General features: G+C 46.9%; 13 protein-coding genes. 7 read left to right on the top strand and 6 right to left on the bottom strand.

Features of this window, described 5'->3' with window-relative positions; genetic code table 11:
• Window positions 1-511: 511 nt before the first annotated feature.
• A complete protein-coding gene (gene pgmB, locus A0126_RS12205) occupies window positions 512-1,174 on the bottom strand; it encodes a beta-phosphoglucomutase (protein WP_088837808.1) in 663 nt (220 codons plus the stop codon).
• Window positions 1,175-1,469: 295 nt separating this feature from the next.
• Between pgmB and secA the strand changes: the two genes are divergently transcribed.
• Together secA and A0126_RS12215 are read left to right on the top strand one after the other, a co-directional pair.
• On the top strand, window positions 1,470-3,830 hold the full coding sequence (gene secA, locus A0126_RS12210; RefSeq protein ID WP_088837809.1) for a preprotein translocase subunit SecA: 2,361 nt from the start codon (window positions 1,470-1,472) through the stop codon (window positions 3,828-3,830).
• A complete protein-coding gene (locus A0126_RS12215) occupies window positions 3,814-4,572 on the top strand; it encodes an SLAP domain-containing protein (protein WP_088837810.1) in 759 nt (252 codons plus the stop codon). Before secA ends, A0126_RS12215 begins: the two co-directional genes overlap by 17 nt.
• 47 nt (window positions 4,573-4,619) lie before the next feature.
• Here A0126_RS12215 and A0126_RS12220 read toward each other — a convergent pair whose 3' ends face one another.
• Both A0126_RS12220 and A0126_RS12225 read right to left on the bottom strand, forming a co-directional pair.
• Window positions 4,620-4,952 carry an Asp23/Gls24 family envelope stress response protein gene (locus A0126_RS12220; RefSeq protein ID WP_235195173.1) on the bottom strand — a complete coding sequence of 111 codons (333 nt, stop codon included), beginning with the start codon at window positions 4,950-4,952 and terminating at the stop codon, window positions 4,620-4,622.
• Window positions 4,953-5,003: 51 nt separating this feature from the next.
• Entirely contained in the window at window positions 5,004-6,071 is a 1,068-nt protein-coding gene (locus tag A0126_RS12225; protein ID WP_088837812.1) for an acyltransferase family protein, read from the bottom strand.
• Window positions 6,072-6,114: 43 nt separating this feature from the next.
• Between A0126_RS12225 and A0126_RS12230 the strand changes: the two genes are divergently transcribed.
• Together A0126_RS12230 and A0126_RS12235 are read left to right on the top strand one after the other, a co-directional pair.
• Window positions 6,115-6,855, top strand: coding sequence for an SGNH/GDSL hydrolase family protein (locus tag A0126_RS12230; protein ID WP_088837813.1), 741 nt, complete (start codon window positions 6,115-6,117; stop codon window positions 6,853-6,855).
• A 424-nt stretch (window positions 6,856-7,279) separates the two neighbouring features.
• The gene (locus tag A0126_RS12235; RefSeq protein ID WP_088837814.1) at window positions 7,280-7,747 is read left to right on the top strand and encodes a hypothetical protein; all 468 of its coding nucleotides are present in this window, start codon (window positions 7,280-7,282) and stop codon (window positions 7,745-7,747) included.
• 53 nt (window positions 7,748-7,800) lie between these two features.
• On the opposite strand, the gene A0126_RS12240 is transcribed toward A0126_RS12235, so the two are convergent.
• Window positions 7,801-8,409, bottom strand: a complete 609-nt coding sequence (locus A0126_RS12240; protein WP_088837815.1) for an alpha/beta hydrolase — start codon at window positions 8,407-8,409, stop codon at window positions 7,801-7,803.
• Window positions 8,410-8,733: 324 nt separating this feature from the next.
• On the opposite strand from A0126_RS12240, the gene A0126_RS12245 reads away from it, so the two are divergent.
• The 3 genes from A0126_RS12245 (at window position 8,734) to A0126_RS12255 (ending at window position 11,318) form a co-directional block, all read left to right on the top strand.
• A complete protein-coding gene (locus tag A0126_RS12245) occupies window positions 8,734-9,627 on the top strand; it encodes an ABC transporter ATP-binding protein (protein WP_088837816.1) in 894 nt (297 codons plus the stop codon).
• The gene (locus A0126_RS12250; RefSeq protein WP_088837817.1) at window positions 9,617-10,819 is read left to right on the top strand and encodes an ABC transporter permease; all 1,203 of its coding nucleotides are present in this window, start codon (window positions 9,617-9,619) and stop codon (window positions 10,817-10,819) included. Before A0126_RS12245 ends, A0126_RS12250 begins: the two co-directional genes overlap by 11 nt.
• 64 nt (window positions 10,820-10,883) lie before the next feature.
• Complete coding sequence (locus tag A0126_RS12255; RefSeq protein ID WP_088837818.1) at window positions 10,884-11,318, top strand: hypothetical protein; 435 nt, start codon at window positions 10,884-10,886, stop codon at window positions 11,316-11,318.
• A gap of 57 nt (window positions 11,319-11,375) precedes the next feature.
• Here the strand turns inward: A0126_RS12255 and A0126_RS12260 are convergent, their stop codons facing one another.
• Window positions 11,376-12,005, bottom strand: coding sequence for a helix-turn-helix domain-containing protein (locus tag A0126_RS12260; RefSeq protein WP_088837819.1), 630 nt, complete (start codon window positions 12,003-12,005; stop codon window positions 11,376-11,378).
• Window positions 12,006-12,030: 25 nt separating this feature from the next.
• The gene (locus A0126_RS12265) at window positions 12,031-13,908 is read right to left on the bottom strand and encodes an ABC transporter permease (RefSeq protein WP_239456756.1); all 1,878 of its coding nucleotides are present in this window, start codon (window positions 13,906-13,908) and stop codon (window positions 12,031-12,033) included.
• Window positions 13,909-13,913 lie beyond the last annotated feature (5 nt).

The raw sequence follows: 13,913 nt of genomic DNA on the forward strand, positions 1-13,913 counted from the left end.
CGCCGCTACAGCAAAGCTGCAGGATCGCGACCGATTGCTTTTCGCGGTTCTAAGCGATTCGAAACGGATTGCGCTCTAAAACGTCTCCATGCCCGGCTTTTTGGTCACGGTATTAGCTAAAAAGCGTCATATTTCGTTGACTCCTACGGGAAAAAGTGCGTTTTTAACGCACGTTCAGAGGCAGGCAAGACCCTGCTCGTTGTCCGTAAGGACCAAGGAGCAACGGCTTGCGCCTCGCCCGAGGAAAGCAACGAATAAAGACGCTTTTTCTCCTGATAGCACTTTGTCTACAGTCTGCACGCTAAAAGGATTGCCATCTACCGATGAATTTTGCGAAAAAAATTTGTTTTGAGAAGAAGCAGGAAAGCAACTTTTCACCATCCGTTAAGATTAAAAACCGCTTAATTTGTCTATACGCAAAAAGGACCGCTCAGGGAAGCGGTCCTTTTCCTCACATGAAAAGAGATCAATCAGATGAAACAACGAACCATCAGGGAATGGAACGTTGTCGTTAGCGACTAGCTAAGATTTGCTCAAGGGAAAGCAAATCTGTCGAATCGACACGATAGTCTGCCTCATGTAACGTCGTTTCCGGTCCAACGCCGACAGCATACATGCCTGCCGCGTGGATGGCCGTAATACCGGCTGCTGCATCTTCTACACCGATACAGCGACTCGGGTCGACGTCAAGCGCTTCAGCTGCCCGTAAAAACACTTCAGGGTGTGGTTTAGACTGAGCAACTGTTGCCGCATCGACGATATCATCGAAATAGTGTCGGACCTTTAGTGCCTCAACGACCGTCAGCGCATTTTTCGAAGCCGACGCCATACCGATTTTCAGCCCAGCAGCCCGAATTTCATCCAAGAACGAAATAATTCCCGGAAGAAGATCTTGTTCTGAGATATGTTGAATCAACTCGACGTAGTGCTCGTTCTTTTTCGTCGCAAGCGCGTTTTTCTCGGCTTCCGTGAAAGCATGCTGCTTTCCACCGAGCGCCAAGATCCGCTCTAACGAATCGGTCCGACTTACACCTTTAAGTGTTTCGTTGAAATCCCGGTCGAACGAAATTTCAAGCTCCTCTCCGAGTTGCTTCCACGCTAAGTAATGATACTCGGCTGTATCGGTAATCACGCCGTCTAAGTCAAAAATAACCGCTTCAATCGTTGGTGCCATCCGACATCCATCCTTTCATCCATCGTACATGAAAGACAAGAAATCGAATGATTTGCGCAAACGATTGCACTTGCCTCAAGAAATATTTTACCTCTTCATACACCTCTTTGCAAGCGTTATCAAAAATTTCTTCATTTAGACCTTTTGAAGTTATCAGGAAAAATTAGTTTGCATTGATAACGCTTTCAAATAAGCATAAATGTTTTCTCTATTTATCTCTTTACTATTCGTTTTACATTTTTTAACTGGTATAATCAGGTTAGTTTTAGAATCGGAATTGAAGGAGTGACTCAGTATGTTTCAACGTGTCAAACAACTACTCGACGAACAGAGCCGTCGGATGCGACGTTATGAAAAAATCGTCCTGTCGATCAATAGTCTAGAAGCGGAAATGCAACAGAAGACCGATGACGAACTCTGCCGCTTAACCGTTTCTTTAAAAGAACGTCTTCAGACGGGTGAGTCGGTCGAAGCGATTACTGCGACTGCATTTGCGCTTGTTCGGGAAGCGAGTAAGCGGACGCTCGGATTCCGCCATTACGATGTCCAGCTGATTGGTGGCCTATCGCTACTTGAAGGACATATCGCCGAGATGGCGACCGGGGAAGGAAAAACCCTCGTCGCTTCGCTCGCCAGTTTTACACAGAGTCTGTACGGGCAAGGCGTCCATGTCATCACCGTCAATGAATATTTGGCCCGCCGTGACGCGGAACAAATCGGACAAATCCATCGCTTTTTAGGACTGACGGTCGGCATCAATCATTCCGACTTATCATTTGACGAGAAGCGAGCCGCCTACGCTGCCGATATTACATACGGAGTCGGAACGGAGTTCGGTTTTGATTACCTTCGCGACCATCTCGTCATGCGCAAAGAAGACCGGTTGCAACGCCCTCTCCGCTTTGCTCTGATCGATGAAGTCGATAGCATCTTGATTGATGAAGCTAAAACCCCTCTCATCATGGCGGAACGTGACACCGTTCACGAAGCGCTCCAACAACTCGTCCGTCGTGTCATCGAAGCGTTCCAGCCAGAGGAAGATTATACGTTTGACGATGAAATCAAAGCGGTTGCCTTAACCGACCAAGGCATCGAGACGATTGAGCGAACGTTCGGAGTCGATCAACTCTTTGCGGCAGAACATGCTGTCTTGTTTCATTATGTCATCCAGGCACTTCGCGCGCATGTCGTCTTGACACGCGATATCGACTACATCGTCAAAGATGATAAAATCGCCCTCGTCGACTTATTCACAGGTCGCTTAATGGAAGGGCGCAGTTTATCTGACGGCCTACACCAAGCACTCGAGGCAAAAGAGAATGTTACCGTGACTGAAGAAAACCGGACGACAGCCCAAATCACGATTCAACATTATTTCCGCCTCTACCGTCATGTTTCGGGTATGACGGGAACCGCGTCGACCTCACGCGATGAGTTCCTGAAAACTTACCGGATGGATGTCGTATCGATTCCACCGAATCGCCCGAAAATCCGAATCGATGAACCAGACGTCCTTTTTTTGACGCGTCAGGAAAAATATCAGGCCATCGCACAGGCAACACGACTCGCACATCAAACAGGACAACCCGTATTGATCGGGACGACTTCAATCGAACAATCCCTAAAAGTCGCTCACGTCCTGGAGCGCGAACAGTTGCCTTATGAGATTTTGAATGCAAAGACGGTTGATCAAGAAATCCGAATCATCGAGTCAGCCGGACAAGCCGGCCGGATTACGATTGCGACGAACATGGCCGGTCGTGGAACGGATATCGTCCTCGATGCCTCTGCCAAACAGCAAGGTGGATTGTTGGTCATCGGGACAGAACGCCACGAGTCGGTCCGCATCGATAATCAACTTCGCGGCCGGGCCGGTCGCCAAGGTGATCCAGGATTGACGCGCTTCTATTTATCACTCGAAGACGAGCTTCCCCGCCGCTTCGCAAAAGACCGCCTCACCCGTGTTCAAAAAAAGCTTCCCGATGTCGCAGGTCCTGTCACGTTAAAAGAGGCGCGTCAGTTGATGTGCTATGCGCAGGAGACATGTGAATCCGTCAGCCGGAGCGTCCGTGATGAACTCGTCCAGCTAGAAGATGTCATCAGTGAGCAACGCCTCGCGATCTATCGTCTTCGCAATCAAATTGTTGAGTCCGAGTCACTTGAAGGGTTCGTCCAGTCCTTTGCTGCTCGTGTCATTCATGCCTTAGTCGATGAGCATCTCCATGACGCGCTCGTTCCAGAAGAATGGCCACTGGCATTACTGACATCGGAACTTGAACAGCTCGTCCAACAACCGGTCCTGCTCGAGCGCGTCGAATCGCGTGAAGAAATGAAACAACGATTGACTCCACTCATTGCAGAGACCGAGACCACGATGGCAGACCATCTTGCGTCACATGAAGAAACAGCACGTCGCTTCATGCTGCTCGCACTCGATGAACAGTGGACGGGTCACTTAACGGCGATGAATTCATTGAAGGAAGGGATTCATCTTCGCGGTTATGCGCAGGAACAACCTGTTCGTATCTTTGAACAGGAAGGAATGGACTACTTCACTTATGCGATTTCTACTTTTGAAAAACAGATTGTCTCTAGTCTTTGTCGCTTCGAAAGTGTTACGACTGAAGGAGGAATGCTTCATGCAACCGTCGACTGATTCACCGGTTATTCAACCTGCGCTCTATTTCACGGACGATATGCCAATCGTCAAAGAAGATGAGTATGTCTTCCGCTACGTCGCGGCACAACTACCTGGACTCGCTCCTGGTCAAATGGCAATCCACCTCTTCCAAAGGTTAGAAAACAAGCCGTTGCGCTTGATTGCCTTGTTCCAAAATACACTTGACCAAGCTTTCCAGCTGAATGATTTAGTCGTTCTTGCACTGTCCGGCGACCAGTTGATTGCCCGGAAAACGCTTAGTATCGAGGAGATACCGGTCCTTTTACCAATGGTAACAATTCCGCTTTGGCTTGAGTTTGCGGAAGAAGATGTGTTTGTCGATCTGGATTCACTTACTGATCCGGTCCAACTTGTCTTTTCGAACGAATTGTTGACCGATGTGCTGATTGATTCGTCCTTCTCGGAGACTGAACGCCAACGGATCCGCCAAATCGCTTTTTCTCACCCGATTCCTCCGACAGACGGTTGGTCGCTCCTTCCGGTATCGATTCTAAAAAAAGAGACTTCCGTTGAAGCGATTGTCTTAGTGCGTAATCCAAGTAATCAGCTTTTGACACTCGATCAGTTGGCATTCGAACTCGTGACCGGAGAAACGACGCTTGCGCAGAGCGAGCACCCCGCTGTATCTGTTTTTTCAACGAGCGAATATGCCATTCGCCTCCAGTTTGACTATTCGGCAAAGGCAACTGAAACGTTCGCCCTCCGCTACCTCCCCTAATCAACAACGAGGCGCCTCGTCCACTGACGAAGCGCCTCGTTCCTTTTTTATCCTTTTAACAATCCGATGACGCGGACGTCGACTGCTTTCGGTGGGAATGCCAACATGTTTTCCATGTCTTGCACAATCCGTTCTTGCACTTTACCCGCTGTCTTGATGATCGACATACCATACTTGATATGAACAGCCAGGCTGACCGTAATCTCGCCTCCGACATCTTCGACCTTAACGAGTTTGACCATTTGTTTTTCTTGCAGTTTCGAATCATCTTGCGTAAATGCGATACCTTCTGTTTCCTTGACTGCAACTCCGGCGATGACCTCGATTACCTGCTGAGAAACGTTTACGACACCATCCGCGTTGTTTAAGTTATATGACATACTTTCCACGCCCTTCATCTATTAATCCATCTACTTTAAAGTGTATAGCATTTAACCTTTTTTTGAAAGGTCTTCCCGCTTCTCGACAATCGGACGGATGTCAATTTCAATCAATGGGCGTAACATCCGAACAACTGCCGGGTGAACGATGATTCCGACGATTAAAATCGCAACGCCAAAAATGATCAACAGGGCGACCCAAGGTTCTGTTACAAATGCACCCGTTACATATTGTCGCCAAGCCATGACGAAGAAGACGTGTAAAAGATAAACGTAGAGACTCAGCTCCCCTGCCCGGGTCACGAGTGGAAGCCTGCGCATCGGCACAAGCATCATGAACCCGAGTGACGCCGTGATCGATAAGAAATAGATGACGCTATGCTTCAGTACCCCGACCCAGGCATCGCTATCATATTGTTCGACGTAAGGAAAACGGTGTTTAAAGGCATTTGCAAGATCGACGACTTCTTGCGGTGTATCCCGCCAGGCTTGAAACAATAAAAAACCGACGACGGAAGTGAACGCGAGTCCGCCCAGTAAGCGGACGTTCATCCGGCGTTTGAAATTTTTCGGCATCTCGAAAATCCGGATAAACTCGTGTTCCGAGAGATAGTTCCCTAATAAGAAATACGGATAGAACATGATTAACTTCCGTAATGCCAGGAATCCTGTATTCTCAAGTTCGAAGCCGTATAACAGGGCGAACGCTAAACCGAACCAGATATATCCTCTCAAGTGCACGACGTATGGTGTGACAATGTACCAGACGACCATGACGAACAAATACCAAAGCGCCCAGTACGGACGCAACAAGTGCGTCCCGATATTTTGACCGGAAAATAAGGGTAACCCTTCCCCAAAGGTTGCCCACGACCCGATTAAAATTTGCCAGACACAATAGACGGCAAATAATTGAATCACCCGTAAGTACTTGTTTTCGCGAAAGAAGTAGCCACTCAAAATGATGAACAATGGCATGTGGAACGAATAAATAATTAAATAGACCGTCTCGAGTACCTTGCCATCATAGTCGAACCGAATATCAGTCAGCATATGACCGATGACAACGAAAATGACAAGAAATCCTTTAATATTGTCGAACCATGGATTTCGATTCATGTTACACTACCCCTTATACTCCTCTGAAAGGAACGATTGTTTTATGAAAAAAGCACTATTGATTCTCTCGGTTGTCATAAACATCGTTCTCCTTGCACTACTGTTCGGACGTAAACCACTTGATTTAATCGAAGACGTCTTCCCTGCAATGAGTTCGAAACCGGTTACGACATTCCAATACACAAAAAACTCCAACTATGTCCGATTGAATAGTCTCTTCCATACTTATCAATACCCAAAATCTCCGAATGCTGTCATGTTAGGTGATTCGATGACACATTTTGGTGACTGGCGGATTTTGATGAATGATTCATCGATCGTTAATTTCGGGATTCCCGGTGATACGACGGAAGGATTTTTGACACGACTTGACCTAATTCTTGAGTTAGAACCAAAACAAGTTTTCGTGATGGGTGGTATCAATGACATCCGGCACTTCACACCCGTCTCTAAGATTACAGAGAATATGACGACGATCGTGACGACACTCCGAAAAAATAACATCGACGTCGTCATCCAGTCAACGGTCCCCGTCGCACCGAAATATTCCGACTCCGTCCGGGTCAACCGTGAAGTCGAAGCGTTGAACCGTAATTTGAAGCAGCTCGCAGAATCGGTCGATGCCGACTTCGTCGATTTACGGCCGGTCTTGACGAACGATCAAGGATACCTCCAAAATCGGATGACGTATGATGGGTTGCACCTCGTCGGTGGCGGTTACTTGCGGTGGAGCGATGCCTTAAAACCGTATGCAGAAAAGATAGATGTGACGGAAAATAAATAAGCTCTACTCGGCCGACCCGAATGATGCGCTTGTCATTCGGTTGGCTTTGATTGTATTCGAAAATCTAAAAAGGACGATTCCGACAGCGGAATCGTCCTTTGAGCTTGTAAAGATTCGGTGAGGCTGATGCCTGACCAATTCTTAGTCTTCTTGATTTTTAACGCCCATGTACGCAGCAACGCTTGAAGCTGTGAACACAGCGATTGCGACGATACCAACCGCGATCCAAACGACTTGATCCACCATTTGTTTTCCTCCTTTAATGTAACCGCTCACTTTCTTTTTTTAGCGTACACGAAAATCGTCAAGAAAGAAACACATTTTCCATGTCTAATGACTGGACGTTTAGGGAAAAAGTAACTATAGTAGAAAGACAACTATAAATTGTCAGAAAATTCGATTATTTCACAAGGAGGTGATTCTGATGGCCACTCCACTCTTGAAACCGAAACTCATGATGCAACGACGAAGTACACTCAACTTTGGTTATTGGCTCGTCATCGGGCTCATTGGTTGGATGATGCTCAGCTTAGTCACAGGACTTCGCGATGTCCTGACAAGTCTTCCTTTGTATGAAACAATTCCACTGACATTTCTGATCGTCTTTGTTACCGGCGTTACTTTAAAAATGCTTCGCGATGAATGGTGGATTCGTTATCTCAATCGGCAAAAGCAATTCTATATCGGTCAAGAAACCGTCCTGACGTGGTGTTCGATCATCGACAGCATGTGGCTCGTCCGCAAACCGATGCGTCGCGAACTACGGCACCTGTACAAACATATCACACAGACGAAAATTTCTGAAGAAGCAAAAGAGACACTCGCAATGCAACTCGTTGAGCGAGGAATCTTGATTGTTTATTCTCGTCCGAAAAGTGACCATCCAGCTTAAGAAAAAAGCATTGAGAACTCAGGATTCTGCCCCTTGAGTTCTCGATGCTTTTTTCATTGTGTCAATTGATTGTTTAACCAGGATGCCGCGCTTTCAATCGTCGGCATGACGAGCTGATGTCCGTGGTTTGACCATGTCACGTCGACATGCGCTCCGGCACCTTCAAATAGTGCTTTTAGTTCTTCCGTCTCACTTGCGGCACAAATCGGATCATTTGCCCCCGCTCCGATGAAGACGTTGACGCCTTCACTATTTGGCAACGGGATGCCACGACGCGGTACCATCGGATGGAGCAAAATTGCTTGTGCGAACAGCGCTTCTTCAAACATCATGTTCGCTGCGATATTCGCGCCGTTCGAGTAACCGACGGGAATTAATTCCTGAACGGAAAATTGATACGTCTCACTTTTTTCTTTGATAAATGCCATCAATTCTTTTGTCCGTAAGGCTAAGTCGGCTTCGTCAAAGACGCCTTCTGCCAAGCGTTTAAAGAAACGCGGCATCCCATTTTCCGTGACTGCTCCACGAACGGAGAGATAACCGGCATCTGGATGAAGCAATTGGACGAGTCCGATTAAATCTTGTTCCGATCCACCCGTGCCATGGAGAAGCAAGAAAATCGGTGCGCCTTGTTTTTTAGGTTGTTCAAAAAGATGTATCATACGAGTCTCCCCTTCTTGACTGTGATTGGTGCGGCATGTTGCGCGATTTGCGTCCGGTGCGCCTCAAATTGCTCCGGCAACTTTAAGTCTTCACCGAGTGCTTCGAATGCTTCATCAACGGCAAAACCAGGATTGTCCGTTGCGCTTTCATGACGATTACCTAGTTACTCCCTTTTATCCTTAATATAATAATAGTAACTAAATTACTAAAAGTAAACAAAAATGCTCAATTATATAAATTTTAAAAATGGAACCTTTAACCAGTTTTAACGTAAGGGTACAATGTAAAGAGAAGTGACTACTTAGTCTACCAAGGAGGTTCACATGCTAGAACTACAGAACATTACAAAACAGTTCGGCGATTTTACAGCCGTCGATGAGCTATCGTTTCAAGTTCCGGAAGGACAGATTTTCGGATTACTTGGCGCGAATGGTGCCGGAAAGACGACGACGTTCCGGATGTTGCTCGGTATCTTACAGCCGACGACAGGATCAATCACCTGGAAAGGAAAAGCCATCCCCCTCTCGCAAATCGGCTATTTACCAGAAGAACGCGGTCTTTATCCAAAGATTCGGGTGGACGAGCAATTAATCTTTTTAGCCGAGCTTCGTGGGATGCGGCGTAAAGAGGCTAAAGCATCTCTAGTGGCGTGGTTGGATTACTTTCAAATTCCTCAATATGAAAAGATGCGTGTCGAACAGCTTTCAAAAGGGAATCAGCAAAAAATCCAATTGATTTCTGCCGTCCTGCACAAGCCGGATCTGTTGATTCTCGATGAACCGTTCAGCGGACTTGACCCTGTCAACGTCGAACAACTTAAAAAAGCGGTCCGGAAACTGACGACGGACGGGACGACGATTGTCTTCTCAAGTCACCGGATGGATCATGTCGAAGAATTATGCGAACATGTCGCGATTTTAGATCACGGAAAACCTGTTGTCGCCGGTTACTTACCAGACATCAAAGCAGGCTACGGAAAAACGCGTGTTTTGTTAGCAACCGATGCCCCACCATTGTTATGGGATGCACTGCCTGGTATTTTACAGGTCGAAACGGAAGGCACCGGCTACACGCTCCAAGTCGAATCAAAAGAAGCCGCCGACGGATTACTTCGCCATTTGATTACAGAAGGGTTCCACGTCGAACGTTTCGTCTGGGATCAACTCTCCCTACAGGACATTTTCATCGAGGAGGTCGGAAAACGTTATGAACCGTAAATTTATGACCCTGTATCGCTTTAGTTTATTACAAAAATTGCGGGCAAAAAGTTTTCTTATCTCAACCGCTTTAATGATTGTTTTTTTGATTGGATTTTCGAATATCGAACGAATCATTGACTGGTTTGCAGGAGACGAACCTAAAATCGCTGTTGTCAGTTCACTGGATGCGGACATCGTTCCTGTTCTAAAAGAAAGTGGGATAAAATCCGAAATCGATCAGAAAGATTATTCATTACAGGAAGCACGAGATGCCGTTAAAGACGGCACATATGAAGTGGTTGCGTTGATGACGAGCGATCCTTACGCTGTCACATTAATTAGTGAGAGTCCGGAACAATCCCTGAAAACTCAACTGTCAACGGCACTAAAACTGGTTCGTGATCAAAAAATCATTTCTGAATCAAATGTTGATCCTGCGATTCTCGCCGCATTGGCTGCTCCTATTACAACAAAACAAGAGTTAACATCCACTGGCGGAAAAAATGAGGACGAACTGTTTGCCGCTTCTGCCCTCGTGTATGTTTTGCTGTTCTTAATGTATTTTACGATTGTAATTTATGGCGGAATGATTGTAACCGAGATTGCCAATGAAAAATCATCACGTGTCATGGAGCTGTTAATCTCTGCTGCCAGTCCGATTCAACATATGCTTGCAAAAATTTTATCCATTGCAACGGTCAGCATCATTCAACTTTCTTTGCTTGTTGGCGTTGGTTACTACAGTGGACAAAAAAGCAGCTTGTTTGACCAACTATCACTCGACTCTTTAAGCATTCAAACAGTTGTCTACTTATTTGTATTCTTCTTACTCGGCTACTTCCTTTATGCAACGTTGCTCGCCGCACTCGGTTCACTCGTCAGTCGGGTCGAAGATGCACAGCAAGTAACGATACCCGTTATCATGCTGATTGTAGCCGCGTTCATGATTTCCATTTTTAGTTTAAACGCTCCAACAAATCAAGCGGTCGTCGTCTTATCATTCATTCCGTTCTTCACCCCGATGTTGATGTTCTTACGGGTCATGCTGACGGACGTCCCGATGTGGCAAATCCTTTTATCCATCGGCTTAATGGGGGTAAGCATCGCCCTTGCCCTGTTCGTCGGAACGAAATTTTATCGAGGCGGTGTGCTGTTCTATGGATCGAACCCGCTCAAGCAACTGCGACGTATTTTAAGTGGTCGTCAGTAGTGGTTTACAAGATGAGACGTTTCCGCTATCGTTAAGTGAGAAAAACTTTAGGAGGAACTACGTTATGCGGTCTCGTTTTTGGGCAGCTATTTTATTCACCGCTGCCGCCATCGTCTCGTCTCTTGTCATGTTTACGAAATTTCCACAAGCGAGCGAGACGTGGAAGCTCGTCCTTGCCTATGGTGGCATGACGTTTGTCGTCAGTCTATTTTTCTGGTCGTTCGTCGCTATCCGCATTCAATCATCCCGCCTCTTCGGAAGTTGGATGGGAATCTTCATCGCCGGCACGACGGTGTTACTCGTTTGTATCGCTCGGTTTGTGATCCGTGGAGATTTCATGATGGTCTTCAAATGGCAAGCTATGCTTGGTAGCTTGACGCTCAACTTTGGATACGTCGGATGGGTTCTCGTCATCGCGAACGCAATCATCGGCTTCATCATCGGGCGGACACGTCAAAAAAGCCGAGTCTCTCATCACCAAGTTCCACGACGATCATAAAACAAATGCCGCCTCTTCTTCAGGAAGGGGCGGCATTTTTAATGAAACGACTTCGCATCACTTTCGATGATAGCGCATTCGTTCAATCTGATTACTATACTGGGTGTAACACGTCGTTCGCTCGGTCGTCTCTCCCTCAGTCAAACGATCTAAATACTCGTCGAGTTGAATCATCGAGGGGAGTTTATCCTCGAACATCTCAAACGTCCCCCGCGCTTCTTCCCGACGAAGCTCTCCGGCCTCCATGACCGACTCGACCAGCTCGTGAAAGATTCGCTGTTCCGTCGTACTCATCGTCTGTTCAATTCGCTTCACGTCATCATCATACATCAAGTCAAACATCCGCATCCGTTCTTCGAGTTGTTCTTCGATGACGGACTCATCCTGACCCAGTGTCTGCTCGTACGCTAAACGCATTTCCTCGAGTGGTGTGCTGTCCTGCATGACGAACTTCAACGATTCCCCTGTCCAAATATGCCGCGCCAAATAACTCGAATCGATTTGTAAAACTTCTGCTAATGACTCGATGTAGGCTTTCGTCGGGTAGACCTCACTTAATTCTGTTCGTCGAATGAAATAAGGTGCGACACCCAGGTTATCTGCTAACTGATCAATCGAGATTCCGGCGCGTTCCCGCAAAATCCGAATCCGGTCCCCGTACCCTCGATATGGTGAATGATCCAGCATATTCTCCCTCCTCGCTATGCTCTTATCATACCCTTGAATCCGGTATCGGATACATCGAACTTTCGCATGATTTTTGAAGCAGGTGTCGTGGGTACCGAACCCAGAGCGGGAAGATGCTTCCGATATAACAAAACGTGACGATTCCAATCCATATCAAGGAAACACCGAACAAGGGACCCATTTTAAGACCCGCCTCGGAAATGATGGCTTGGAACAACAACCAGGCATGAAATACGGAAATCAAGTATGGAATCATTAAGACCGCTCCATATTTCACAAGTAAAAACGTTCGGACACTCCGACGATCGAAACCGAGGGCAAACAGCGTCTTCAATCGTTTTTGTTCTTGTTCGGCCGTCATCTGCATCCAGACGTGGAGGAAACTCGCGTTGATGACGAAGAGCCAGACTGTCAGTAAAATGACGACGAATGAGACGAGACGGACAATCCGAATCCCATCGAGTTCATCTTCTGTTTCATTGATTAATTGATACGGCGCCGCCGCTTCGTTAGTCATCTTCGATTTCGACTGAATTTCCCGGACGATTGACATCCAGTCATCCCAAGCCCCTGTCCCGTAATCCCGATAGGCTGGCGTTTCAAAGACACGAATCCGGGCGAGGGGCTGTGCCAGTTCGTTGAAGCGCTGATCACTGATGACAAACAGCGTTTCGATGCGATAGTTATAACCGAACAAGAGGCGGTGTTTAGCCGGGGTTACTAATCTGTATCCAGCTTGTTCCATCGCCTGTCGCGCTTTTTCCATCGTCGGTGTCTGTTCTTTTAACTGAACGGGACGGGCTGGAATTTGAAGCGCCTCACGGTCGTTCAGCTCGCGTCGTTTCTGTCCTAGCTCGTTTAATAATTGATTGTAGTCGGATAAAGGCAACACGTAACGTGTCCCCTTCTTTTTCAGACGAACTTCCTGCTGATATTTTTCCGGGAATGTCGCTTCCATCGTCTCTTCAATCTTTTGCAAGCGTTCGGACTGCTCTTTCGACTCTTCATAATAGACGAGTCCAAAATGATTTTGTGAAGATAAGTCTAACCCGACTACTTGAAAGATGAAGACGAGCCCGACTGCCGTTAGTCCACATGACGTCAAAATCGTCCCAAGGGCAACGAGGGTGCTATTCGTTCGGAGCTGTGTCGCAATTTCAGAAAGGATGAGTTTACGTAACGACAACGTCCGGGGACGATACAGTTTCATCAACGTCGGTAACACATAACGGCAAATGAAAAAGGAACCGATAAAAATGACGAATGGAAACAACAAAACAAATCCGGTTTGTTGGACGAATGCTAATACATACCCGTAGAACAGCAGAAGAATCGCCAGGACGCGCAGCGACATACGAAAGCGGCGTCTCCATGTTGAACGTTTCCGAATGGGGCGATCCGGACGGAATCGATAGATGGCGAGTACTGTCGCCGTTAAGAGAACAAGGAGTGCCCCGGCGATGAGTACTAAAAACGACAGTGCAGAGATTTCAATATCGAGTCGTGGTAAAAACATCACTTTTTCGATTGCCAGCAACATCAGTTTCGTCAAGACGACTCCAAGCAACAGCCCCGCCGAAATCGCTAATCCGCCGACAAGGAGAACCTCAATGAGGAAGTACTTTAAAAAGTGCGAAAATCCGCTCCCGAGCGTCCGCATGACGCGTAAATCATTTTTACGGTGTTCAAGCATCGTATACGTCGTCGCATAGATGAACAGGATACTGAAAAACAAAATAATCAGTTCCGCGATGAAGACGAAAAACATCGTTAATTCGATGACTTGATTCAATTGACTTAAGACTTTTGCGATATTTTGGAACGATGCACTCGTCACCAGGTTCCAGTAGCTCGTCGAAATCGTCATCGCAATGATAATCGTCAATGCGTATCCGTAATACAAGCGTT

Source organism: Exiguobacterium sp. N4-1P (assembly GCF_002214325.1).

What these genes read in the sequence shown, in the direction of transcription:
- pgmB (WP_088837808.1), bottom strand. Translation starts at nt 1,174, where the DNA reads ATGGCACCAACGATTGAAGCGGTTATTTTTGACTTAGACGGCGTGATT.
- secA (WP_088837809.1), top strand. Translation starts at nt 1,470, where the DNA reads ATGTTTCAACGTGTCAAACAACTACTCGACGAACAGAGCCGTCGGATG.
- A0126_RS12215 (WP_088837810.1), top strand. Translation starts at nt 3,814, where the DNA reads ATGCAACCGTCGACTGATTCACCGGTTATTCAACCTGCGCTCTATTTC.
- A0126_RS12220 (WP_235195173.1), bottom strand. Translation starts at nt 4,952, where the DNA reads ATGTCATATAACTTAAACAACGCGGATGGTGTCGTAAACGTTTCTCAG.
- A0126_RS12225 (WP_088837812.1), bottom strand. Translation starts at nt 6,071, where the DNA reads ATGAATCGAAATCCATGGTTCGACAATATTAAAGGATTTCTTGTCATT.
- A0126_RS12230 (WP_088837813.1), top strand. Translation starts at nt 6,115, where the DNA reads ATGAAAAAAGCACTATTGATTCTCTCGGTTGTCATAAACATCGTTCTC.
- A0126_RS12235 (WP_088837814.1), top strand. Translation starts at nt 7,280, where the DNA reads ATGGCCACTCCACTCTTGAAACCGAAACTCATGATGCAACGACGAAGT.
- A0126_RS12240 (WP_088837815.1), bottom strand. Translation starts at nt 8,409, where the DNA reads ATGATACATCTTTTTGAACAACCTAAAAAACAAGGCGCACCGATTTTC.
- A0126_RS12245 (WP_088837816.1), top strand. Translation starts at nt 8,734, where the DNA reads ATGCTAGAACTACAGAACATTACAAAACAGTTCGGCGATTTTACAGCC.
- A0126_RS12250 (WP_088837817.1), top strand. Translation starts at nt 9,617, where the DNA reads ATGAACCGTAAATTTATGACCCTGTATCGCTTTAGTTTATTACAAAAA.
- A0126_RS12255 (WP_088837818.1), top strand. Translation starts at nt 10,884, where the DNA reads ATGCGGTCTCGTTTTTGGGCAGCTATTTTATTCACCGCTGCCGCCATC.
- A0126_RS12260 (WP_088837819.1), bottom strand. Translation starts at nt 12,005, where the DNA reads ATGCTGGATCATTCACCATATCGAGGGTACGGGGACCGGATTCGGATT.